This window comes from Ilumatobacter fluminis (assembly GCF_004364865.1).
GTDB lineage: Bacteria > Actinomycetota > Acidimicrobiia > Acidimicrobiales > Ilumatobacteraceae > Ilumatobacter > Ilumatobacter fluminis.
Genome location: NZ_SOAU01000001.1, coordinates 732,854 through 755,033 on the forward strand (window position 1 = coordinate 732,854; position 22,180 = coordinate 755,033).

The 22,180-nt window shown below is 68.5% G+C and carries 21 protein-coding genes; 9 read left to right on the forward strand and 12 right to left on the reverse strand.

Going from position 1 to position 22,180, the window contains the following annotated elements; genetic code table 11:
• Positions 1 to 46: 46 nt before the first annotated feature.
• Positions 47 to 634 (reverse strand): DinB family protein, encoded by a 588-nt coding sequence (locus tag BDK89_RS03265; protein WP_133867594.1) that lies wholly within the window; start codon positions 632 to 634, stop codon positions 47 to 49.
• A gap of 33 nt (positions 635 to 667) precedes the next feature.
• Here BDK89_RS03265 and BDK89_RS03270 point away from each other — a divergent pair, with 33 nt between their 5' ends.
• Positions 668 to 2,119, forward strand: coding sequence for a phytoene desaturase family protein (locus tag BDK89_RS03270; RefSeq protein ID WP_279586767.1), 1,452 nt, complete (start codon positions 668 to 670; stop codon positions 2,117 to 2,119).
• Positions 2,116 to 3,210, forward strand: coding sequence for a glycosyltransferase family 2 protein (locus tag BDK89_RS03275; RefSeq protein WP_133867596.1), 1,095 nt, complete (start codon positions 2,116 to 2,118; stop codon positions 3,208 to 3,210). The genes BDK89_RS03270 and BDK89_RS03275 overlap by 4 nt, the downstream gene beginning before the upstream one ends.
• Here BDK89_RS03275 and BDK89_RS03280 read toward each other — a convergent pair.
• The gene (locus BDK89_RS03280; protein WP_208293946.1) at positions 3,137 to 3,718 is read right to left on the reverse strand and encodes a glycerol-3-phosphate acyltransferase; all 582 of its coding nucleotides are present in this window, start codon (positions 3,716 to 3,718) and stop codon (positions 3,137 to 3,139) included. The genes BDK89_RS03275 and BDK89_RS03280 overlap by 74 nt on opposite strands.
• Here BDK89_RS03280 and BDK89_RS03285 point away from each other — a divergent pair.
• Positions 3,702 to 4,424 (forward strand): spheroidene monooxygenase, encoded by a 723-nt coding sequence (locus tag BDK89_RS03285; RefSeq protein WP_166657260.1) that lies wholly within the window; start codon positions 3,702 to 3,704, stop codon positions 4,422 to 4,424. The genes BDK89_RS03280 and BDK89_RS03285 overlap by 17 nt on opposite strands.
• Positions 4,425 to 4,467: 43 nt before the next feature.
• Here BDK89_RS03285 and BDK89_RS03290 read toward each other — a convergent pair whose 3' ends face one another.
• Both BDK89_RS03290 and BDK89_RS03295 read right to left on the reverse strand, forming a co-directional pair.
• Positions 4,468 to 5,112: an alpha/beta fold hydrolase gene (locus tag BDK89_RS03290; protein ID WP_208293947.1), complete on the reverse strand. Its 645-nt coding sequence runs from the start codon at positions 5,110 to 5,112 to the stop codon at positions 4,468 to 4,470.
• Complete coding sequence (locus tag BDK89_RS03295) at positions 5,109 to 6,020, reverse strand: alpha/beta fold hydrolase (protein ID WP_243839081.1); 912 nt, start codon at positions 6,018 to 6,020, stop codon at positions 5,109 to 5,111. Before BDK89_RS03295 ends, BDK89_RS03290 begins: the two co-directional genes overlap by 4 nt.
• Before the next feature lie 70 nt (positions 6,021 to 6,090).
• On the opposite strand from BDK89_RS03295, the gene BDK89_RS22020 reads away from it, so the two are divergent.
• Positions 6,091 to 6,444, forward strand: coding sequence for a LysM peptidoglycan-binding domain-containing protein (locus BDK89_RS22020; RefSeq protein ID WP_208293949.1), 354 nt, complete (start codon positions 6,091 to 6,093; stop codon positions 6,442 to 6,444).
• 147 nt (positions 6,445 to 6,591) lie between these two features.
• Positions 6,592 to 7,293, forward strand: a complete 702-nt coding sequence (locus BDK89_RS03305; RefSeq protein WP_243839082.1) for a hypothetical protein — start codon at positions 6,592 to 6,594, stop codon at positions 7,291 to 7,293.
• Positions 7,294 to 7,303: 10 nt separating this feature from the next.
• Here the strand turns inward: BDK89_RS03305 and BDK89_RS03310 are convergent, their stop codons facing one another.
• The 4 genes from BDK89_RS03310 to BDK89_RS03325 all read right to left on the reverse strand — a co-directional run bounded on the left by BDK89_RS03310 (position 7,304) and on the right by BDK89_RS03325 (position 12,544).
• Positions 7,304 to 8,602, reverse strand: a complete 1,299-nt coding sequence (locus BDK89_RS03310) for an MFS transporter (RefSeq protein WP_133867601.1) — start codon at positions 8,600 to 8,602, stop codon at positions 7,304 to 7,306.
• Positions 8,603 to 8,733: 131 nt separating this feature from the next.
• On the reverse strand, positions 8,734 to 10,686 hold the full coding sequence (locus BDK89_RS03315; RefSeq protein WP_133867602.1) for a protein meaA: 1,953 nt from the start codon (positions 10,684 to 10,686) through the stop codon (positions 8,734 to 8,736).
• Between the two features lie 294 nt (positions 10,687 to 10,980).
• Entirely contained in the window at positions 10,981 to 11,658 is a 678-nt protein-coding gene (gene aat / locus BDK89_RS03320; protein ID WP_243839083.1) for a leucyl/phenylalanyl-tRNA--protein transferase, read from the reverse strand.
• A gap of 31 nt (positions 11,659 to 11,689) precedes the next feature.
• Positions 11,690 to 12,544 carry a 3-hydroxyacyl-CoA dehydrogenase family protein gene (locus BDK89_RS03325; RefSeq protein ID WP_133867603.1) on the reverse strand — a complete coding sequence of 285 codons (855 nt, stop codon included), beginning with the start codon at positions 12,542 to 12,544 and terminating at the stop codon, positions 11,690 to 11,692.
• An 80-nt stretch (positions 12,545 to 12,624) separates the two neighbouring features.
• Here BDK89_RS03325 and BDK89_RS03330 point away from each other — a divergent pair, with 80 nt between their 5' ends.
• Entirely contained in the window at positions 12,625 to 13,242 is a 618-nt protein-coding gene (locus BDK89_RS03330; protein ID WP_133867604.1) for a type 1 glutamine amidotransferase family protein, read from the forward strand.
• A 4-nt stretch (positions 13,243 to 13,246) separates the two neighbouring features.
• On the opposite strand, the gene BDK89_RS03335 is transcribed toward BDK89_RS03330, so the two are convergent.
• From BDK89_RS03335 to BDK89_RS03345, 3 genes are all read right to left on the reverse strand, one after another.
• Positions 13,247 to 13,699, reverse strand: a complete 453-nt coding sequence (locus BDK89_RS03335; protein ID WP_166657349.1) for a CopD family protein — start codon at positions 13,697 to 13,699, stop codon at positions 13,247 to 13,249.
• Between the two features lie 90 nt (positions 13,700 to 13,789).
• Entirely contained in the window at positions 13,790 to 14,539 is a 750-nt protein-coding gene (locus BDK89_RS03340; protein ID WP_208293950.1) for an NUDIX hydrolase, read from the reverse strand.
• 37 nt (positions 14,540 to 14,576) lie between these two features.
• Positions 14,577 to 14,930, reverse strand: coding sequence for an ArsR/SmtB family transcription factor (locus BDK89_RS03345; protein WP_133867606.1), 354 nt, complete (start codon positions 14,928 to 14,930; stop codon positions 14,577 to 14,579).
• A 103-nt stretch (positions 14,931 to 15,033) separates the two neighbouring features.
• Here BDK89_RS03345 and BDK89_RS03350 point away from each other — a divergent pair, with 103 nt between their 5' ends.
• A complete protein-coding gene (locus tag BDK89_RS03350; protein WP_133867607.1) occupies positions 15,034 to 15,501 on the forward strand; it encodes an ArsI/CadI family heavy metal resistance metalloenzyme in 468 nt (155 codons plus the stop codon).
• Between the two features lie 127 nt (positions 15,502 to 15,628).
• Positions 15,629 to 16,078, forward strand: a complete 450-nt coding sequence (locus tag BDK89_RS03355; RefSeq protein ID WP_133867608.1) for a ferritin-like domain-containing protein — start codon at positions 15,629 to 15,631, stop codon at positions 16,076 to 16,078.
• Positions 16,079 to 16,310: 232 nt separating this feature from the next.
• Here the strand turns inward: BDK89_RS03355 and BDK89_RS03360 are convergent, their stop codons facing one another.
• Positions 16,311 to 18,029 (reverse strand): NAD+ synthase, encoded by a 1,719-nt coding sequence (locus BDK89_RS03360; RefSeq protein WP_133867609.1) that lies wholly within the window; start codon positions 18,027 to 18,029, stop codon positions 16,311 to 16,313.
• A 169-nt stretch (positions 18,030 to 18,198) separates the two neighbouring features.
• Between BDK89_RS03360 and BDK89_RS03365 the strand changes: the two genes are divergently transcribed.
• The gene (locus BDK89_RS03365; RefSeq protein WP_166657350.1) at positions 18,199 to 22,170 is read left to right on the forward strand and encodes an ELWxxDGT repeat protein; all 3,972 of its coding nucleotides are present in this window, start codon (positions 18,199 to 18,201) and stop codon (positions 22,168 to 22,170) included.
• Positions 22,171 to 22,180 lie beyond the last annotated feature (10 nt).

Genomic DNA, 22,180 nt, shown 5'->3' on the forward strand with positions numbered 1-22,180 from the left:
ATGGTAGACGACGATGCCGCTGCGGAGCAGGGTCGTTCGGCTGCGTTCAGCGTTCGCCGGCGGCGCGAGCGGTCGCTTCGACCCGGGCGACGTAGCCGGCCCACCAGTCGGCGCCGCCGTCGGGAAGATTCGGTGCTGCCGGTCGGTACCCGACCTCGCCGTCGATCAGCTCGCGAACGACATCGGCGTGTCCGGCGTGTCGATGGGTCTCGGTCGCCATGTGCACGAGGATCCAGTGCAGGGTCACCGGATTGACGTCGTCGGGCCACCAGGGAACGTGACCTTCGCTGTCCAGATCGAGCGCGTCGATCGTGGCGTCGGCGTGGGCGTTGGCTCGTCGGTACAGGTCGAGGATGTCGTCGCGCGACTCGTCGACCGCTGCGTACATGTCGGCGTTCGGTTCGCTGTCGTCGGCCATCCACGGGAGCGGCTCGTCGTGGGGGCGCCCGAAGGTCACGCCGAAGTAGTCGTACTCGACGCTCGCCAGGTGCTTCACCAGACCGAGCAGGTTGGTGCCGGTCGGTGTGAGCGGTCGTCGGATGTCGTACTCGGACAGTCCGTCGAGCTTCCACAGCATCGCCTCGCGCCCCACCTGCAGGTAGCGGTGCAGTTTCGCCTTCGCGTCGTACCCCATCGGCGAAGTCTCCCATTGTCGGTTGATGCTGGTGTGGCAGGATCGGTTGCGATGAAGGTGGTGGTGATCGGCGCCGGTGTCGGCGGGTTGTGCGCAGCGATCCGGCTGCAGACGGCGGGACACGACGTCACGATCCTCGAACGGAACCCGATGGTCGGTGGCAAGCTCAGCGCACTGAGCGAGCAGGGCTACACGTTCGATCTCGGCCCGACGCTGTTCACGATGCCGCACCTGTTCGACGAGGTGTTCCGACTGACCGGCTCGTCGCTCGCAGCGCAGGTCGAGATGACCCGCCTCGATCCGCAGTTCCACTACCGCTGGCCGGACGGATCGTCACTCGACGTCCCGAACGAGCGTGAACGACTCCTCGACCGGGTGGAGTCACTCGCGCCCGACGACGGCGATGCGTGGATGGACTTCGAGTACCACGCCCAGCAGATCTGGGAGGTCGCCGAACGCACCTTCCTCGCGGGCACGGTCGACTCGCCGTGGTCGCTCGTCAAACGTTCGAAGAACCCGCTCGATCTCGACCGCGTCGAAGGCAAGCGGACCCTCAACCGGTTGGCTCGCGCCTACTTCGACGATCCGCGCCTGCACCAACTGGTGGGCCGCTACGCGACGTACTCCGGCTCGTCGCCGTACCAGGCGCCCGGCACCCTCTCGTGCATCTTCCACATCGAGCAGGAGTACGGCTGCTGGCACCTCCACGGCGGGATCTCCGTCCTGGCCGAACGACTCGCCACGACCGCTCGACGGCTCGGGGTCGACATCCGGCTCGGGGTCGACGTCGGCCGCGTCACCACGGCACGCGGATCGGTGTCCGGCGTCGATCTCGCCGACGGCGGGAGCGAACCCGCTGACATCGTGATCAGCGACGTCGATGCGGAGCACCTGTACACCGATCTGCTCCCTGACTCCCGTCGACGGAAGCGGATCACCAAGTTGGGCCGATCGATGAGTGCCTTCGTGATGTGCGCCGCGGTCCGCGGCCACTCGGAGGGCATCGCCCATCACAACGTGTTCTTCTCGCTCGACGACGAGCAGGAGTTCGCGGACCTGGCGAAAGGGCGCCTCGCCACCGATCCGACGATCTACGCGTGCGTCTCGTCGGTGACCGACTCGTCGATGGCTCCCCGCGACGGCGAGAACTGGGTGTTCCTGGTGAACGTGCCGGCCGAGATGGGCATCGATCGGAAGCTGATGTCCGCGGCCGTCCTCAACCGGGTCGCCGAACGCGGCATCGACCTGCGTGAGCGGATCGACTTCACCCGAACCCTGCTGCCCGCCGACATCGATGCCCGGTATCGGGCGCCTGGCGGGGCGATTTACGGCACCTCGTCGAACGGGCGCACCGCCGCGTTCCGGCGCCCGGCCAACGTGGGGCCGGTCGACGGGCTGTTCCTCGTCGGCGGTTCGACGCACCCGGGCGGGGGATTGCCGCTCGTCGCGACCGGTGCCCGCATCGTCGCCGACCTCGTCGGATGAGACGACCTGCGCCGTCGACGGTGCTCCGCCTCGCGGCTGCCGCCTGGGTCGGCCCGCACGTCGCCCGGGCGGCGCTCGCCCACCGGCCGGACGCGCGGCCCACGGCGGCTCGCGACGACATCACGGTCGTCGTCCCCGCTCGCGACGAGGCCGACCGTCTCGAGCCGCTCCTCGTCGCACTCGGTGAGCGGTACGAGGTCGTCGTCGTCGACGACGGGTCGACCGACGGCACCGCTGCGCTCGCCCGCCGCTCGGGTGCGACCGTGGTGGAGGCCGGCGATCGGCCCGCGGGTTGGGCGGGCAAGACGTGGGCCCTGCAGCGTGGTGTGGAAGCGGCCAACGGTTCGTGGATCGTGCACCTCGACGCCGACGTGCGTCCGGCCGCCGACACGCCGACGGCAGCGGTCGCAGCGGCGGAGGAGCTCGGCGCCGATCTCCTCACGGTGGCCACCCGCGTCGTGGCACCGCCGGTGGCTCGTTGGCTGCACGCCTCGATGCTGGTGACGCTCGTGTGTCGCACCGGTGGGCCGGGTGGGCTCTCGCCCGGTCGTGAGATGGCGAACGGCCAGGTGCTCGCGGCCAGGCGGACGCTGCTCGCCGAGTCCGACGGGTGGAGCGCTGTCGCCGATCACGTCACCGAGGACGTCGCGCTCGCAAGGCACCTCGCGTCGGTGGGGCGCCACGTCGCGATGGTCGACGGCGACGCCGAGATCGAGTTCGCCTCGTTCGGTGAGGTGTGGCGCGGGTGGGGCCGATCGATCGGGTTGCCCGGTATCGAGCCGAGATGGCGATCGGTGCTCGATCTCGTCGCGCTCGCAGCGGTGATGCCGTTGCCGCTCGCTCGGCTCGTGCTCGGCCGTGGTGACGCACTCGACATCGCGTTGCTCGCCGCTCGATGGGGGGCGGCGCTCGGGGTCGGACGCGCCTACCGCCCGGCAGGGCCGGCTGTCTGGATGTCTCCGATCGCCGACCCGGTCGCGATCGGCACCGTCGCTGCGTCGGCGTTCCGTCGCCATATCAGCTGGCGCGGTCGTCGGTGGGCCGTCCCTCGAGTGCCGCCAGGGCGAAGCGGAACCCGACGAACGTCATGAGGACGCCGGTCGCCGCGGTTCGTCGAGGCCCCTCGGCTGCGAGCTGCACGACCGGGAACGAGGCGACGCCGGCGCGGGCGGCGACGTCGAAGCGACGAGTGCCCGCCCACACCGCCGTCGCGACGGCAACGCTCACGGCCGCGGCGCGCGGCGACGCGACCAGTCCGGTGCCGACGAACGTCAGCACGCTCCGACCACCTCGGAACCCGTCGGTGAACGGGTAGGCGTGACCGACCAGTGCGGCGCCTCCCGTGACGTACGGTGCCCACCAACCGCCGACGATTGCACGGCCGAGTCCGGCGGCGGCCACCCCCTTGGCGGTGTCGCCGACGAACACGGGCAGCGCGGCCGATGTCCCGAGCAGCTCCATCGTGTTCCAGGCGCCCGGGTTGCGGTCGCCGACGTCGCGGAGGTCGTCGATGCCGTGGCGCCTCGCGATCGTGCGTGCGACGGGCACAGAGCCCAGGAGGTAGCCCGCTGCCGTCGCGACGATGAGCCTGGTGCGCACGGGTGCCAGCATGGCCGATGTGGCGATCGCGTCGTTCCATCTCGTCGACGTCGGCCTCCGGCGCGCCCCCGCCGCTCTGGCCCGGATCGGGCTCGACCGTCGTGCACTGGCACGCACTCCCGGCTTGCTCCACGCCCGGTCGCTCGGCGCCGGTCGTGACGGTCGGATGGCGATGTCGTTCCAGCCCGACCGACGAGCGCTGTTCGCCGTGTGGCGCAACGAAGCAGCGCTCGACCGGTTCCTCGACGAGAACCCGGTGGCGGCCCGGTGGACGACCGCCGAGGCGTCGTGGCACGTTCGCCTCCGGCTGATCGAGGGGCACGGTCGATGGGCGGGCGAGCCGATCCTCGACGAGATCGAACCGGCGCGAGGCATCGGTGGTCCGGTCGTGACGGTGACCCGAGCGGCGATCCGGCTCGGCGCGTTGCCGTCGTTCCTCCGCCACAGCCGTTCGGTGACGGGATCGCTGGACGCCGTCGCCGGGCTGCGCCGAGCCGTGGGGTTCGGCGAGGTTCCGATCGTCCGGCTCGGCACGGTGGCGGTGTGGGACGACGACGGAGCCGCCCGACGGGCGATGACCGAGTGGTCGGATCACGCCGCGGCGATGCGCGCCGCAGCCGCCAACCGCATGTTCACCGAATCCCTCTTCGCCCGCTTCGAACCCATCCCCGGACCGGACGAAGGCGTGAACAGTGTGCGCACCTGATGCGCACACTGTTCACGCCTTCGTCGGGGCGAGCCGGGCCGGGTCAGGCGTAGCGGGCCAGGGCGTCGGTGAGCGACGACATCTCGCGCACGCCGGGCTCGTCGACGACGGCCCGGAGCCAGCGAGGGCGGAACTTCGCGGTCACGGTGATCGGCTCGTCGAGCCCGGAACCCTCGTTGGCCAGACGCACGAACGTCGTGGCGTAGTCGGGCGGGCGAAGGTCGCGACCGAGTTCGAGGATCGCATAGGGATCGGGGGTCGAGTCGACCGCGTCGGCCGTGACCACCGGCTGTGAGGTCGGCGACGTCGGTCCGCCCGACATGCCCGGGCCGTCCGACAGCACGACGCCACGGACGGCCGCCGCTCGGGCGCCACCGATGAGGAGCCCGATGTATGCACCGAGACCTCGACCGACCACGGTCACCTGGCCCAGTTCGCGGACCGCCATGTCGGCGTCGGCGAGCAGCATTTCGGCGGTGTAGCCGCCACCGATCGGGAGTCCGCTCGCACCGTGGCCGGTGAAGTCGAGGGCGTGCACGGCGCCGGGCCAGCACTGTGCGAACCGGGGGACGGCGTCGGGAGAGGCCTCGCCGAGGCCGTGCAGCAGCAGCAGGTTCGGTCCGTCCGCGGCGCGCAGGGTGTGCAGCGCCAACTCGACCTTGTTGTGGGTGAGGAAGGTGGTGCTCATGCCGGGGCTCCCAGGAACTCCATGATGCGGGCGGCCGTCGCCTGCGGCTGTTCGATGTGGGCGAAGTGCCCGACGCCCTTGATCTCCTCGACGTGACCGCCGTCGGGAAGGTACGGGGTGACGTCGTCGATCGTCGTGTCCCACCCCATCGGCTCCGAGTGCTCGACCAGCAATCCGTAGAACGGCACGCCGAGCGAGGCCATCTTCGGCAGCGCCCACTCGGGTCGCCAGGGGCCGAACCCTCCGAAGCGGATCGACGGGTCGAGCTTCCAACGCCACCCGTCGTTCGACTCGAACGCCCCGACCGACACGAGGTAGCGGAGCCAGTCGGGTCGCAGGCGCGGGTTCATGCGCCGCCGCCGCTCGGCCAACTCGTCGACGGTGCCCGGCTTGCGCTCGGCGGTCGCCGTCGTCGCACGATGGTCGAGCCACGTCGTGATCTCACCGGTCAGCATCTTGGTCCGCTCGTGCTCGGCGACGTCGGGAACCGGTCGGCGAGACGGCATGCCGTCGATGTTGACGATCTTGCGGAAGCGGAACGGGGCGGCGTCGGCCAGGTTGAGGCAGAGTGCCCCGCCTTTGGAGTGCCCGATCGCCGGCACGGCGCGTCGGCCGGCCGCGTGGTCGAACACGGCGGAGGCGTCGCGCAGGTCGGCCTCCCACGAGTAGAGGTGGGTGTGGGCGCTGTCGCCGTGACCGCGATGGTCCCAGCTGACGACGCGCCAGCCGGCGTCGGCGAAGATTGGCGCGAAGACGTCGAAGGTGCGGGCGAAGTCGAAGCCGCCGTGCGCCATCATCAGCGGCGGAGCGTCGGCGTCACCCCATTCGTGGATGGCGATACCCACGCCTTTCGCGTCGATGGTGTACTCGCGATCGGGTGTCCGTGCACCAGGGAACTCGGGGGTCACGTGGTGGAGCGTAGGTGGACGGCGTACGATCTTTCGGACCCGACCCGCCTCGTGCGGAGTGACATCTGCCATGCGCCGCCTCGTCATCGTTCCCAGCCTCGTCGTCTCAGCCGCTCTCGTCGCCGCCTCGTGTGGCAGCGAGGCGTCGAGCGCGATCGAGACACTGCCGCCGATCCGCACCACGACGTCGACGTCGACCACCACGACGACGATCGACCCGCGCGGCATCATCTACATCGTGCAGCCCGGCGACAACGTGAACGAGATCGCCAAGAGCTACCAGGTCACGGCGGCGATGATCATCGAACTGAACCGTCTGGGCGCCGACGGTGAGATCCAGCCGGGCCAGGAACTCGAGATCCCCAACATCCGGGTCGACACCACGCGCCCCACCCTGCCACCGGACTCCACCGACGCCCCCTGACCGAGGGCCGGTCGTTGGGGTCGGATACGTTTCGTCGACCACGAGCCCGACAGACGGCGGGACGTGCGACGAAACGTATCCGACCCCGTTCGCCTCGAGTGACGAAGTGCCCTGTGCGGGCGGCGGAGCGTTCGTAGACTGGTGCGCATGAGTTTCTGGCCGACGCCCGAACACTGGAGCGTGAAGATCCCGCTCCAGACCGACCACTACCGCATGCCGGTGCTCGACGAGACCGGCGTCGTCGAACTGGGCCCGATGCCCGTCGAGGTGCCCGCGTCCGAGTGGGAGTCACTCGAGTACATGGACTGGAAGTCGGGTGGCGACACCAACTTCGCGCCGATCGCCTCGGCCGACGGCGAGCTCGACTGCCGCGGCTTCTGGGACAAGGGCAAGACCGACAAGGACGCGCTCTGGACGTCGAACGCCGAGATCGCCCCGACGCTTCGCGAGTACGTCGACGCCGTGGGCGCCAACTTCGGTCGGGTCCGCATCATCAAGCTCGAGCCCCAAGATCGTGAGACCGCGATCCGCTCCATCCACCGCGACGACAACAACCGGTTCAACCCCGACGGTGAGGGCTGGGTCGTGCGGTCGTGGGTCGAGCTGACCGACAACCCCGACAGTTACATGTTGTTGATGGACAACGACGAGAACGGTCTGCCCGACCCGGCGACCGAACGTCGCGTGCCGCTGAACAAGGGCGCCCGCTTCGTCGTCGACACCCAGCGGCTGTGGCACGTCGTCGTCCACAACGGCGACGCCCCGCGCTACGCGCTGATCACCAGCTTCGAATCGGGCCCAGCCCTCGAGACCTGGATCGACGCCCAGCGCGCCACCGCCGACGTCTGACGCTTCGCTCTTACTGGACCTCGTCGAGGGTCCAGGCGACGGCGGCGGCTGCGGCCGACATGACGGCGAACACCACGAACAGCCACGACAGGCCGATCGTGCTCGACAGCACACCGAACGCGCTCGTCGCCAGGATCACGATGCCGACCACGGTGTTCGAGACGGCGGTGTAGATCGCCCGCTCGTCCTCGCTCGCCATGTCGACGAGGTGCGTCGAGCGGCCGAGTCGGACGCCCTGGTAGGCCAGCACGACGAGGAACAGCAGCCCCGACGCGAGCCAGGCACTCTCGAGCCAGCCCGCCGCGGAGCCGGTCGTGGCGGTGACGAACAGCAGCGTCGACGCAGCAGCGGCGCCTACCAGCACCAGCCGTGACGACCGATCGGACAGCCGTCCCCACAGTCGCCCGCCGACGATCGTGGCGATCGACGAGGCGATCACGAACGGTCCGAGGACACCGAGGCCGCTGCTGTCGCCCTCCCGCGCCAGCGCCAACACGTACGGCGGGGCGACCGCGGTGACCGTAAGGAGGGACCGGGTGGCGACGAACCGCCCGAGCTGGGCGTCCTCCCACAGCAGCGTCAGGTTGCCGAGCGCGACCCCGATGCCGTTGCGACCGCCTTCGGTCGCTCCCTCGTCCTCACGCACGAACGAGAAGAGCAGCCCGGCGAAGATCCAGCAGGCGCCGGCCACGACCAGCACCGTCGCGATCGCGGTCGTGGTGAGCGGGATGATCTCGGCCCACAGCAGCACGCCGAAGGCGAGCACGGCGGCGGCCGACAGTGACGTGGCGGTGCCGGTCACGGTGCCGCGCCGAGACTTCGACACGGTCTTGCCCAGCACGTCCTTGTAGCTCACCGACGCAGCGCTCCGAGCGACGCCGAACAGGACGACCAGGCCGACGATCGACCACCCGGCGGCGGCACCGTCGAGCGTGAACGCCACCAGTGCGATCGCGAGGACGACCAGACCCTGGGCGAGCGAGGCGCCGGCCCAGACCCACTTGCGTCGAGGCAGCTCGCGGATCGAGCCGGCGATGAAGAGCTGGGGGAGGAGCGCCATGGCCTCGCGAACCGGGACGATCGCACCGATCGCGGCCGCCGGCGCCGACAGCGCGCCGAGGAGCCAGGCCAGCACGAGCTTGGGGTCGAGCAGGCCGTCGCCGGTCTTGGTGGCGCTGAGGCTGGCGAGATGGACGCCGAGGTTGCGAGGTTGCTCGTGGCAGGCGGCTTCCGGGATGTCCTTGCAGACCCGGTCGGCCCCCTCACCGAAGACGAGTTCGGTCGCCCGATCGAACGAGAGTGTGGTCATGACCCCGAATGACTACCCCGTCACCCGAACCCCGAAACGACGATGGGGTCGGATACGTTTCGTCGTCGCAGAGCCGGCGACGACGACGGTCTGCGACGAAACGTATCCGACCCCATTGGTCCTGCGAACGGTCAGGTGCGGTGTCGCACCGTCAGATCGACGATGTCGGACATGATCGTGGCGAGTTCGAAGTCCTTCGGGGTGTAGACCGCGGCGATGCCGGCGTCGACCAGGGGCTGACGGTCGGCCTCCGGGATGATGCCGCCGGCGACCACCGCCGACTCGACGCCTTCGGCGCGGAGCTTGCCGACCAGGTCGGGGAGGAGCTCCATGTGCGAGCCCGACAGGATCGACACCCCGATCACGTCCGGATCCTCGTCGCGTGCCGACGCCACGATCTGATCGATCGTGAGTCGGATGCCGGAGTAGATGACCTCCATGCCGGCGTCACGTGCGGCGACGGCGATCTGTTCGGCGCCGTTCGAGTGGCCGTCGAGGCCCGGCTTGGCGACGAGGAGGCGTGGCGGCCCGCCGTCGAGGTCGCGCACACGTCCCGCCACTTCGGCGAGCTTGCCGGTGACCCGACCCAGCGCGCCGCCGACGCCGGTCGGTGCCCGGTACTCCCCGAACGCCTCCCGCATGACCGATCCCCACTCACCGGTGGTTCCGCCGGCCTTCGCCAGGGCGATCGTCGCCGGCATGATGTTCTCGTCGGAGTGGGCGACACGAGCGAGCTCGGCGAGTGCAGCGTCGACCGCCGACTGGTCGCGGTCGGAGCGCCACGCCGTCACGTCGGCGATCATCTCCTCGCCGACCGCCGGGTCGACGGTGAGGATGGCCTCGCTGCCACCGAGCGGCCCGTCGGCGGTCTCGGTGTAGGCGTTCACGCCGACCACGGTCTGGTCACCGCTCTCGATCCGACGCGTGCGGTCGGCCATCGAGGCGACGAGACGAGACTTGAGCGTGTCGACCGCCTCGAACGCGCCGCCGAGCGAGAGCACGTCGTCGAGTTCGGCCTGGGCGGCGTCGCGGAGTTCGGTCGTCTTGGCTTCCATGACGTGGGAGCCGTCGAAGATGTCGCCGTGCTCGAGCAGGTCGGTCTCGAACGCCAGCACCTGCTGCATGCGCAGCGACCACTGCTGATCCCACGGTGTCGGCAGGCCGAGGGCCTCGTTCCAGGCCGGGAGCTGGATCGAACGGGCGCGAGCCCGCTTCGACAGCGACACGCCGAGCATCTCGAGCACGATGCGCTGGACGTTGTTCTCGGGCTGGGCTTCGGTGAGGCCGAGCGAGTTGACCTGTACGCCGTACCGGAACCGGCGCGCCTTCGGGTCGGTGACGCCGTAGCGCTCCGCGCCGATCCGGTCCCACATCTCGGTCATCGCCCGCAGCTTGCAGATCTCCTCCACGAAGCGGATGCCGGCGTTGACGAAGAACGAGATCGATCCGAACACCTGGCCGAAGTCGTCGTCGGACACCTGGCCGCTCTCGCGGACCGCGTCGAGCACGTCGATCGCCGTGGCCATCGAGTAGGCGATCTCCTGCACCGGCGTCGCACCCGCCTCCTGCAGGTGGTACGAGCACACGTTCATCGGGTTCCACTTGGGTGCGTGCTGTGAGCACCAGGCGATCATGTCGACGATCAGGCGACGAGACGGGACCGGCGGGAAGATGTACGTGCCGCGCGACAGGTACTCCTTGACGATGTCGTTCTGGGTGGTGCCACGCAGATCGACCGACGCGACGCCCTGCTCTTCGGCGTTGGCCACGTAGAGCGCCAGCAGCCACGACGCCGACGCGTTGATCGTCATCGACGTGTTCATCTCGCCCGGCGGGATGCCGTCGAGCAGGGTGCGCATGTGGCCGAGATGGGCGACCGGCACGCCGACCTTGCCCACCTCGCCGCGCGCCATCTCCGAGTCGGGGTCGTACCCGGTCTGGGTCGGCAGATCGAACGCGATCGACAGACCGGTCTGTCCCTTGGCCAGGTTGGTGCGGTACAGCGCGTTGGAAGCTGCGGCCGTGGAATGACCGGAGTACGTCCGCATCATCCAGGGACGGTCTCGGGTGGGTTGCTCGCTCATCGCTGAACTCCTCGTCAGGACGGAATCGTCAGGTTTCACTCAAGTGGGGTGCCGGGGTCGCCGATACCAAGCATGTCCGACCGAACAGCCGGTACACGAACCTCGTGGTTGGAACAGCTCCTCCGGCACCTGGGACAAACGGTCGGCCCGATTTCGACGCTGGTGGGTGGCGGCCCACCAGCGTCGGATCAATTCTGATGGTCGGGACTGGGCTCCGCTGCGCTTCGCCCGCTCCCTCCGTGCAGCCGTCCTCGCTGGCGCTCGCGGTCGGCTGCGATGCGCGGCACCGCTCGCTCACACGGCGTTGGCGAGATGGCGTAGGTACTCGGTTCTCGGCATGTCGACGGCGCCGAGGCTGATCAGGTGTGGGGTCGTCCATTGGACGTCGAACAAGGTCGCCTGGGTCTCGTTCAGCCAGTCGACGGTGTGCACGAGGGCGACCTTCGACGCATCGGTCGCCGTGTGGAACATCGACTCGCCCGCGAACAGGCGGCCGATCCGCACCCCGTACAGGCCCCCGACCAGTTCGCCGGCGTCGTCGTAGATCTCGATCGAGTGTGCCCACCCGAGTTCGTGGAGCCGGGTATAGGCGTCGACGAACGCCTTGTTGATCCAGCTGCCCGGCCGCTTCGGATCGCCGCACGCCTGCATCACGTCGGTGAACCGGGTGTCCATCGCCACCGCGAACCGTCGGACACTCTTGCGGAGCGACCGCGAGACGTGCAGCCCGTCGAGCGGGATCACGCCGCGCGGGTCGGGTGAGAACCAGGCGATGCGGCGTCGATCGAACGGCATCGGGAACAGCCCCTGCCGATACGCGGACAGCAAGGTGCCCGGTTCGAGGTCGGCGCCGATCGCCACGATGTCGCTGTCGTCGATCGGGCCGCTCGTGGGCATCGACCAGCGCGACGGCGGCGGTTCGACGGGCGAGACGAGCGGCGCGCCGGTCCAGGGGCTCGTCCGCTCGCTCACGCCACCATCCTCGCACGGCGGTCGCCGCTCGTCAGGAGTAGTCGTAGAAGCCGCTGCCGGACTTGCGTCCGAGCTGGCCGGCAGCGACCATCCGGCGCAGCAGCGGGACGGCGGCGTAGTTCGGGTCGCGGAACTCCTCGTACAGGGCATCGAGGATGGCGAGCGAGGTGTCGAGCCCGACGAGGTCGAGCAGGGCGAACGGGCCCATCGGGAAGCCACAGCCGCCCTTCATCGCAGCGTCGATGTCGTCGCGCGATGCCGTGCCGAACTCCATCATCCGGATGGCGTTGTTGAGGTACGGGAACAGCAAGGCGTTCACGATGAAGCCGGCTCGGTCTTGGACCTGCACCGGGTCCTTGCCGCAGGTCGAGGCGAATGCGGTCGCCGTTGCGATGGTGTCGTCGCTCGCCGTGACGGGCTTGATGATCTCGACCAGCGACATGACCGGTGCCGGGTTGAAGAAGTGGATGCCGCACACCTTGTCGGGGCGCTGGGTGGCCATGGCGAGTTCGACGACCGGCAGGGTGGAGGTGTTCGTCGCGAGGATGCCCGACGGCTTGACGATCTGCTCGAGTTCGGCGAACAGGGTCTTCTTGGTCTCGAGGTCTTCGACGATGCTCTCGATGACGAGGTCGCAGTCGGCCAGCTGGCCCAGGTGATCGGTGACCCGAACCCGGCTCATGATCTCGTCGCGCTCGTCGGCGGTCATACGCTCCTTGGCGATCTGCTTGTCGAAGCCCTTGACCAGCTTGTCGCGGACTGCTTCGGCGCCCTCGAGGGTGCGGGATCGGACGACCACGTGGTGTCCGGCCCGGGCGGCGACCTCGGCCAGCCCGGCCCCCATGATTCCCGATCCGACCACGCCCACTTCGAAGATGTCTGCCATGAGCACACCGTAGTTACCCGCGGGTAACCCGTGCCAAGTCGGAACGCGTGCCCGACCCGTCGACGCTCTACCATGCGGCCATGCCCGGAGTGATCGCACTGCAAGGCGGCGACCCGTTCGTCGCCAACGACGACCTCGACCGTCAGCTCCTCGACGGGATCGACCGGGTGGTGATGTTGCCGACCGCCGATGCGTTCGAGCAGCCGGCCGATCTGGTCGAGACTGCTCGCGTGTGGGGCGACCGGATCGGCGTCGAGGTGGAGCCGCTGATGGTGATCACCCGTCCCGACGCCGGCGACGACGCCGCCGCCGTGATCGACGGCGCCGCTGCCGTGTTCCTCGCCGGCGACTCGGCGATCCATCTGCGCAGCGCGATCAAGAACACGCCGGTCTTCGCGGCGATCGAACGGCTCCTCGAGCGTGGCGGCACGCTCATCGCGACCGGCCCGAGCGCGTCGGCGCTGTGCGATCCGATGACCGACCGTCGTGGCGGAGCCTTCACGATCGGGCTCGGCCTGATCTCGGGCGTCGCGCTGATGACCGAGATCGACGGGTGGTCACCCGGTCAGCTCACCCGTGCCCGCGAACTGGCGAACACGCCGCTGGTCGAACTCCCGACCGGCAGTGCGATCGTGCGCCGCGACGGCTCGTGGGAAACGGTCGGCGATGCCGTGGTCCACGGCGACCTGCCGACCTGACGGCTCAGAGGGCGCTGCCGCCCGGCTTCACGGTCATCATGATCAGGATCACGACGATCATGACCGTGATGATCTTGCCGAACATGTCGACTTTCGACCAGGCGGCTTCGTCGCCCTGAGCGAGCGCCTTCTCCGCCGGGATCAGCGCGCCGTGCAGGATGCCGGTCGACGCGACCCAGAGCAGGATGCTGATCCAGATCCAGGCGTCGCTCCACGGCCAGTCGCCCATCGAGACGAGGCCGAAGCCGATGATGCCGGCGACGACGTAGGCGATCGAGTAGATCCGCGACGGCGTCTCCATTCGCTGTGCCAACGCCGCGATGTCGCCGTCGGGACGGTTGCGTTCCATGTTGAGCATGAGCGGATGGGCGACCGCGCCGGCCATCGCCACGATGATCGACACGATGTGGAGGAACAGGACGACGTTGTACCCGGTGTCACGGAGCATGGCGATCATGTGCATCGAACCTAGCCCACCCACCGATGGGGTCGGAGACGTTTCGCCGGGACCGACGTAACGTCTCCGACACGCTTTCCGTCGGGGCGATCAGCCCCAGGCGAAGACGGGTTGTTCGAGGTGGTCGACCCGGGTGTTGGGTCGGTCGAGCACGGCGACCTGGCGGAACTGGTAGAGCACGGCACCCGTGGGGGCATGAATCAGATCGCTGCCGAGCGGGAGCTGGATGACCGGGCGGTCGCTCTCGGGGATGGCGACCTGCCGGGGTTCGCCGTCTCGGAGGGCGTGGACGCCGATCCGATACAGGGCGAGCACCTCGTCGGGGGATGGCCGCAGGTCGGGGTCGGCTCCGCCCCACAGGACGACCGGACTGATGACGTAGCCCGACCGGGTCGGGTAGTCGTCGAGCCAGCCGACGACGCTGTCAGAGCCGAGTCGCAGCCCGATCTCCTCGTCGACCTCGCGCAACGCCGCGTCGAGAGCGGTCTCGCCCGGGTCGAGGCGGCCGCCGGGTAGCGCCCACTGGCCGGCGTGCTTGTTCAGGCGTGACGTCCGCCGGCACAGGAGAAAGGCGGCACCGCCGGCGACGCCCTCCATCCGTCCGTCGAGCCCGGTCGTGTCGCCGGGGACGGTGCCGGTCGGATCCCAGTCGGGATCGGGGCCCTCGGCGAACACGGGGTCGCCGTCGTGGAGTTCGGCGTCGGAGTCGACGAGCACGATCGCGACGGCGGCGTGCTTGCGACCGTCGAGCTCGACCGTGGTGCGTTCGTGGGAGTCGAGTCGTGACGCCCATGTGGCGCGCAATTCGTCTCCGTACTCGATCGGCCCGGATTCACTCACCCGCCCACTGTGGCACCTCGGATCGGGCTCGGCCGGGTCAGGCGTCGGCGGGGGAGCGGTCGGCGCCTTCGCCGAGCGCAGCCCGGATGCCGTCGAGGGCGCCCGGGACGAGGGAGAACCACGCCCACTTGCCGCGCTGCTCGCGTTCGAGAATCCCGGCCGTCACGAGCTGGCGGAGGTGGTGACTGATCGTCGGTTGTGAACGGTCGAGGATCGAGGGGAAGTCGCAGGCGCACACATCGCCGGTGTTCGAGGTGGCGACCATCGACACGATGCGCAGGCGGACCGGGTCGGCGAGGGCCTTGAGCTGATGCGCCAGTCGATCGGCCTCGTCCTCGTCGAGTGGTGTCGTCAGGACACAGCAGGCTTCGATCTCGTCCACGAGAAACATATTGACAGATCTCGATGCGTATTGCTATCGTATCGATCATCATCAATGTGACGTCGCGCCGCCCGAAACGCCCGGTGCGGTCGACCTCGAAAGGATCTCCACCATGCGTCTCCAGCTCGCCCTGAACGTCCCCGATCTCGATCAGGCGATCGAGTTCTACTCGGCCATGTTCTCCGCCCGGCCTGCCAAGGTGAAGCCGGGCTACGCCAACTGGGAGGTCGCCGAGCCGCCGCTCAAGCTCGTCGTGTTCGAGCGCCCCGACGAGGCGCCCGGGTCGATCAACCACCTCGGTGTCGAGACCGCCTCGTCCGACGAGGTGGTCGCCGCCGAGGCCCGCCTCGCGGAGGCCGGACTCGCCACGACCGGCATCGACGACACGATCTGCTGCTTCGCCGAGAAGGTGGAGACCTGGGTCACCGACCCGTGGGGTGGTCGTTGGGAGTGGTACGTCAAGCAGGCCGACCACGACGATCAGCTCGAGAACCTCGTCGTCGCCCACGCGGACACCCCCGGATCGAGTGGCGGTTCGGGTGGTGGTTCGAGCAGCGACGTCAGCGGCTGTTGCGCCTGAACGGCCCACGTCGTCACTCGAACGGGTGGAATCGGCCGAGCGCCGGTTCCACCCGTGCCGCGTCGGGTACGGCTCCTGCATCCGGACGGCAATGCCGCCGCCGGTGTCAGATCGAAAGGAGCCATCCATGGCAAGCACCGACGAGAAGGTCACCAAGGACCTCATCGAGACCCTCGAGGACGGCAAGGTCGGGTTCGGCAAGGCCGCCGACAAGCTCGAAACCGACGGACGCACCGACATCGCCCAGCAGTTCCGCGGCTACGCCGACCAGCGGGCGTCGTTCGCCCAGGAGCTGCGTGACCTCGCGGCCCAGTACGGCGATCAGATCGACGAGGACAGCTCGTTGTTGGGTGCGTTGCACCGTGGCTGGATGTCGATCAAGGACGCCGTCTCCGGCAACGACCCGCAAGGCGTGCTCGACGCCGCCGAGCAGGGCGATGATCACGCCAAGGCCGAGTACCGCGACGCGCTGAAGGCCGACATCTCCGCCCATCTCCGCACCGTGGTCGAGCGCCAGGCCACCCAGGTCGAGCTCGTCCACGACGAGGTCAAGGAGCTGCGCGACCGCGCCGCCTGACGACGCACCGTCGCATCTGGCGCACGACGAAGGGACGGCTTGAGGGCCGTCCCTTCGTGCTGTCCCGATGTGGAGGAGACCGGCGGATCTCACCGGTCATCGAGTCTTCGGTGCGAGTCCCGATCCGGATGTCGCCTGCGGGAACAATTTTCTCGTTGACGTCGCGCTCAGTTCCGTAGAGGGAACTGAGCGCGACATGGACGTCGGCCGGGGCTCGGCGGGATCGATTGGTTCAGCCGCGGTAGCCGTGCGTGATGGGCATGCGGCGGTCCTTGCCGAACGCCTTCGGGCTCACGCGCACGCCTGGGGGCGACTGGCGTCGCTTGTACTCGGCGATGTCGACCAGCCGCGTGATTCGGCGCACGAGCGCTTCGTCGTGACCGAGCTCGATGATCTCCTGGGCAGTTCGGTCGTGTTCGACGTACAGCTCGAGGATCGGGTCGAGCACCTCGTACGGGGGCAGTGACTGGTCGTCGCGCTGGTCGGGTCGTAGTTCGGCCGACGGCGGTTTGGTGATGACGTCGGGCGGGATCACGTCTCGGCCAGCCGCACGGTTCACGTAGCGACACAACTCGTACACGTCGAGCTTGAGGACGTCCTTGATGACGGCGTAGCCGCCCACCGAGTCGCCGTAGATCGTGAAGTAGCCGACGGCGAGCTCGCTCTTGTTGCCGGTCGTGAGCACCATCCAACCCATCTCGTTCGACAGTGCCATCAGGATCTGCCCGCGACAGCGCGACTGGATGTTCTCGTAGGTGAGGCCCGGTTCGCGGCCTTCGAACGACGGGGCGAGCATGTCGAGGTACGCCTGGAACGCCGGCTCGATCGAGATCGTCCGGTAGTCGATGCCGAGGTTCTCGGCGAGCAGTTCGGCGTCGCTCTTGGAGTGATCGGACGAGTAGCGCGACGGCATCGACACGCCGTGGACGTGTTCGGGGCCGAGTGCGTCGGCGGCGACGCACGCCACGATCGTCGAGTCGATGCCGCCCGAGAGGCCGATCACGACGTCGGTGAAGCCGTTCTTGCGGAGGTAGTCGCGCGTGCCGAGCACGAGCGCGTCGTACAGCTCGCGATGCGGGTCGAGTTCGTCGGCGATCGGCGATTCGACGACGAGGTCGCGCGTACGCGGCTCCGCAGACACGTGAACAACGGGAAGGGGGGTGTCGGTCGCCTTGCCACGCGGGTCGAGCAGCCGAGACCGGTAGACGGGTGGGATCGAGACGTCGACGATCATCACGTCCTCGACGAACTGTGGCGCACGGGCGATCAACTGACCCTCACCGTCGACGACGAACGAGCCACCGTCGAACACCAACTCGTCCTGCCCCCCGACCTGGTTCACGTAGACGATCGGGGTGTGCGCGTCCTGGGCCCGTGTCGCCACCATCCGCTCGCGGCCGGTGTCCTTCTCCCAGTGGTAGGGCGAGCCGTTGATGTTGACGCTCAGCTCGGCGCCGCCGGCGGCCTGCGTGGCGAGTGGCCCGAACGGCGACCAGATGTCCTCACACACGGTGACGCCGACCTTGACCCCGCCGATCTCGTACAACTCCAGTGGATCGTTCTCGGTGCCGGGGGTGAAGTAGCGCTGCTCGTCGAAGACCGAATAGTTCGGCAGCATCCGCTTGCGGTACGTGCCGACGATCTCCCCTCGAACGCACACGGCGATGGCGTTGTAGAGATCGCGGTCGCTGTCGACGAAGCCGACGATCGCCGTGCACTCCTTCGTGTGGGCGGCGAACGACTCGAGCGCCGCCCGGTTGTCGGCCACGAAGCCCGGCTTCAGCACGAGGTCTTCGGGCGGGTACCCGGTGATCGACAGCTCGGGGGAGGCGACGAGGTCACACCCGGCCTCGTCCGCCTGGTCGTAGGCCTCCATCAGCTTCTTCAGGTTGCCGTCGAGATCACCGACCGTCGGGTTGAGCTGAGCGAGCGCGACACGCAACACCGTCATGTGGCCAGGGTACTGCGGTGCCCGACGGTCGATCCCGCTCCGAAAGGGTTTCGGAAGAGCGGATGCGCACCGTACGAGGGTGACGAACTTCGATCGAATCTCTCATCTTCACCCGCACCGGGGGTCATGCATTCGACGTGGCGTCGGGGCAGTCGTCGCCGGACTCCTCGTGGCGCTCCTCGGAGTCGCCGGCCCGATCCCGGGTCGGGCAGCAGCGCTCGACGAATCGGCGGTGCCCCAACTCGTCGGCGATCTCGACCAGAGCGGCGTCGGGAGCAGGCCCGAGCACTTCGTCGGCCTCGGCGACCGGGTCGTCTTCATGGCGCGCACGGAGGCGCACGGCGCAGAGTTGTGGTCGCACGACATCTCGACCGGCGAGGTGACGCTGGTGCGGGACATCCGACCTGGGCGAATCGGGTCGACCCCGCGTGACCTCACGGAGTTCGAGGGCTTCGTGTACTTCAGCGCCGACGACGGGGTTCACGGCAACGAGCTGTGGCGAACCGATGGCACGCGAGCGGGTACCGAGTTGGTCGGTGACGTCGGACCGGGTGCGAGCGGTTCGGACCCGCGCAACTTCATGGAGTACGACGGAGATCTCTACTTCGCCGCATACGAGGCGGCGACGGGAGAGGAGCTCTGGCGCACCGACGGTTCGACGTTCGAGTTGGCTGCGGACCTGAATCCGGGATCGGCGCTGAGCAGCCCGGTGCCGCTCGCCGTTCTGGATGTCGGGGACGGCCTGGAGGCCCTCTATCTGCGTGCCCGGACAGCGTCGCGCGGCGTCGAACTGATCCGATACGACACCAAGTACGGCGTGACCGAATTCGACCTGGTGCCTGGATCGGCCGACAGCTGGCCGGAGCGACACGCCGTGCTGGACGACTCCTTCTTCGTCGCCGCGGACGAGCGACTCTGGCGACTCACGGGTGCCGATGCGACGGTGCTCGCGCCGGTCGACATGGGGCTCGCCGACCGGGTGATGGAGATCGCATCGGCCGGGGACCGGCTCTTCGTGCGGACGTTCGACTCCCCGGCCAGCGACCTGCTCGTGTTCGACGAACCGACCGGATCACCGACCACCTTGATCGAGAACGCCTTCATCGCTCACCTCACGTCGCTCGGCTCGCAGCTCGTCTTCACGCTCGACGACGGCGACGGCAACGAGCCGTGGCGTTCGACCGGCACGAGCGAGGGGACCTCCCAGATCGCCGATCTGCTGCCCGGCCCCGCGAGTTCCCATCCCTCCGAGTTCGTTGCCGACCCCGATTCGGGGATCGCCGTGTTCACGGCCACGACCGACGACGGTGTGCGCGAGCTCTGGCGGACCGACGGCACGGCGGACGGTACCGAGACGATCTCGAGCGGTGGGGCGAGCCCGTTCGGCATCACGCTGGTGGCGTCGAAGACCTGGGCCTTCGCCGGCACAGACGTCGAACGCGGGCTCGAGCCATGGATCACCCGTAGCACGAAAACCTCGACGGGGCCGATGGGCGATGTCGTCACTGCGACGGAAAGCTCCAACCCGCGCGGCTTCGCTCGCCTCGGCAACGGTGTCGTCTTCGAGGCCGATGATGGGTCTTCGTCCTTCATCTGGACCGCTCCCACGCATGCGTCCGCCCCGGAACGAATCGAGGGCACCGGTGATCAGGCCTACGATCACGCCGTCTCGCTCGGGGATCGGGTCGTGTTCCGGTCCTACGACGACATCAACGGTTCGGAGCCCTGGGTGACGGACGGCACCGCATCGGGGACCGTTCTCATCGGCAACATCGGACCAGGCGCGGCTCACGCCGATATCGAAGAGATCGTCGTGGCCCGAGGCCTTGCGTTCCTGATCGTCCCGGACGCGGGCGTGTGGGTCACCGGTGGAACGCCTGGCGACCTGCGACGTGTGTTCTCGGGACAGGTCGGAAGGTGGACGACCACTCGCTACGGCCTCGTCTTCGGGGGTCGGACACCCGAGCACGGCGACGAGCCGTATGTCAGCGACGGCACGCGAGCGGGTACCCGTCGGCTGGCGGATCTCGCAGCCGGAGCGTCGTCGTCGAACCCCTCCGACTTCGTCGAATACGGCGACTTCGTGTTCTTCCTCGCAGACGGTCGCTTGTGGCGGACCGCCAACGTTGCGGGCGACCTGATCGAGGTGCCGGTACCGGGTGGCACCGACGCAGAGATCGATGCGCTCGGCGCCGGGAACGAGCTGCTGCTGTGGCAGAGCTTCGACGACGCAACGCCGTCGAGGTTGCTCGCCAGCGACGAACCGATGCCGGACTTCGCGGTCGTCGATCTCGGCGACGTGCCGGTCGATTCGGCCCGGCTGTCGCTGGCCGAGCCCGTCGCCGGCGGAACCGTGGTACCGGTGGCACTCGACGGTGACCGACACATCTCCGCGCTGATCCGGGTCGCCGGTGTGTCGTCGACGGTCGTGTTCAGCGTCGACGCCGACGCGTACATCGAAGAGCGCGAGTACCTCCTCCATGCCGACTCCGTCTACTTCGTGACCGTGGACGACGGCGACCACTACCGGAGCCGTCTGATCCGGACCGACGGTTCCGTCGGGGGCACGTACGTCGTCGATGTCAGCGAGGACTTCAACTACTCCAACGAGATCGCCGAGCTGCGCATCGCCGGGAACCATGCGTACTACAGGAAGAGCACCGGTGACTTCGGCTACGAACCGTTCCGGATCGACGTCGGCGCCGGCGTGCCGAGCGCGCCTCGTTCGGTCTCGGCGGTCGCCGGCCAACGCGCTGCGACGGTGTCGTGGACGGCGCCGGTCGACGACGGTGGGCAGCCGATCGTGTCGTACACGGTGACCGCATCACCGGGTGGAGCGACGTGCACGACGTCGTCGACGGTGTGCACGGTCAGCGGCCTGACCGGAGGGACGTCGTACACCTTCACCGTCCGCGCCGACAACGGGCGCTCCGTCTCGCCGTCGTCGGCGGCGTCGAACGCCGTCGTTCCGACCGCCCCCGAGCAGCCCGAGGTCCCCGGCTTCACCCCGTTGTCGCCGGCTCGGTTGTTGGAGTCGCGGTCGGGTGTGGGGAATGTGACGGTGGATGGTCGGTTCGAGGGGATCGGTCGTGTTGGTGCTGGTTCGGTGACGGAGTTGGTGGTTGCTGGTCGTGGTGGTGTGCCGGTGGGTGCGTCGGCGGTGTCGTTGAACGTGACGGCGGTTCGTCCGTCGGCGGCTGGGCATCTGACGGTGTTTCCGTGTGGTGGTGCGGTGCCGACGGCGTCGAATGTGAATTATTCGGCTGGTGTGGTGGTGCCGAATGCGGTGTTGAGTCGGGTGGGTGCCGGTGGAAAGGTGTGTGTGTTCTCGTTGGCGGAGACGGATCTGATCGTCGACGTCAACGGGGCCTTCGAGTCGGGGTTCGCGTCGTTGTCGCCGGCTCGGTTGTTGGAGTCGCGGTCGGGTGTGGGGAATGTGACGGTGGATGGTCGGTTCGAGGGGATCGGTCGTGTTGGTGCTGGTTCGGTGACGGAGTTGGTGGTTGCTGGTCGTGGTGGTGTGCCGGTGGGTGCGTCGGCGGTGTCGTTGAACGTGACGGCGGTTCGTCCGTCGGCGGCTGGGCATCTGACGGTGTTTCCGTGTGGTGGTGCGGTGCCGACGGCGTCGAATGTGAATTATTCGGCTGGTGTGGTGGTGCCGAATGCGGTGTTGAGTCGGGTGGGTGCCGGTGGAAAGGTGTGTGTGTTCTCGTTGGCGGAGACGGATCTGATCGTCGACGTCAACGGGGCCTTCGAGTCGGGGTTCGCGTCGTTGTCGCCGGCTCGGTTGTTGGAGTCGCGGTCGGGTGTGGGGAATGTGACGGTGGATGGTCGGTTCGAGGGGATCGGTCGTGTTGGTGCTGGTTCGGTGACGGAGTTGGTGGTTGCTGGTCGTGGTGGTGTGCCGGTGGGTGCGTCGGCGGTGTCGTTGAACGTGACGGCGGTTCGTCCGTCGGCGGCTGGGCATCTGACGGTGTTTCCGTGTGGTGGTGCGGTGCCGACGGCGTCGAATGTGAATTATTCGGCTGGTGTGGTGGTGCCGAATGCGGTGTTGAGTCGGGTGGGTGCCGGTGGAAAGGTGTGTGTGTTCTCGTTGGCGGAGACGGATCTGATCGTCGACGTCAACGGGGCCTTCGACTGAGCCGGCGGTC

What these genes read in the sequence shown, in the direction of transcription:
- BDK89_RS03265 (WP_133867594.1), bottom strand. Translation starts at nt 634, where the DNA reads ATGGGGTACGACGCGAAGGCGAAACTGCACCGCTACCTGCAGGTGGGG.
- BDK89_RS03275 (WP_133867596.1), top strand. Translation starts at nt 2,116, where the DNA reads ATGAGACGACCTGCGCCGTCGACGGTGCTCCGCCTCGCGGCTGCCGCC.
- BDK89_RS03285 (WP_166657260.1), top strand. Translation starts at nt 3,702, where the DNA reads ATGAGCCTGGTGCGCACGGGTGCCAGCATGGCCGATGTGGCGATCGCG.
- BDK89_RS03290 (WP_208293947.1), bottom strand. Translation starts at nt 5,112, where the DNA reads ATGAGCACCACCTTCCTCACCCACAACAAGGTCGAGTTGGCGCTGCAC.
- BDK89_RS22020 (WP_208293949.1), top strand. Translation starts at nt 6,091, where the DNA reads ATGCGCCGCCTCGTCATCGTTCCCAGCCTCGTCGTCTCAGCCGCTCTC.
- BDK89_RS03305 (WP_243839082.1), top strand. Translation starts at nt 6,592, where the DNA reads ATGAGTTTCTGGCCGACGCCCGAACACTGGAGCGTGAAGATCCCGCTC.
- BDK89_RS03310 (WP_133867601.1), bottom strand. Translation starts at nt 8,602, where the DNA reads ATGACCACACTCTCGTTCGATCGGGCGACCGAACTCGTCTTCGGTGAG.
- BDK89_RS03315 (WP_133867602.1), bottom strand. Translation starts at nt 10,686, where the DNA reads ATGAGCGAGCAACCCACCCGAGACCGTCCCTGGATGATGCGGACGTAC.
- BDK89_RS03325 (WP_133867603.1), bottom strand. Translation starts at nt 12,544, where the DNA reads ATGGCAGACATCTTCGAAGTGGGCGTGGTCGGATCGGGAATCATGGGG.
- BDK89_RS03330 (WP_133867604.1), top strand. Translation starts at nt 12,625, where the DNA reads ATGCCCGGAGTGATCGCACTGCAAGGCGGCGACCCGTTCGTCGCCAAC.
- BDK89_RS03335 (WP_166657349.1), bottom strand. Translation starts at nt 13,699, where the DNA reads ATGATCGCCATGCTCCGTGACACCGGGTACAACGTCGTCCTGTTCCTC.
- BDK89_RS03345 (WP_133867606.1), bottom strand. Translation starts at nt 14,930, where the DNA reads ATGTTTCTCGTGGACGAGATCGAAGCCTGCTGTGTCCTGACGACACCA.
- BDK89_RS03350 (WP_133867607.1), top strand. Translation starts at nt 15,034, where the DNA reads ATGCGTCTCCAGCTCGCCCTGAACGTCCCCGATCTCGATCAGGCGATC.
- BDK89_RS03355 (WP_133867608.1), top strand. Translation starts at nt 15,629, where the DNA reads ATGGCAAGCACCGACGAGAAGGTCACCAAGGACCTCATCGAGACCCTC.
- BDK89_RS03360 (WP_133867609.1), bottom strand. Translation starts at nt 18,029, where the DNA reads ATGACGGTGTTGCGTGTCGCGCTCGCTCAGCTCAACCCGACGGTCGGT.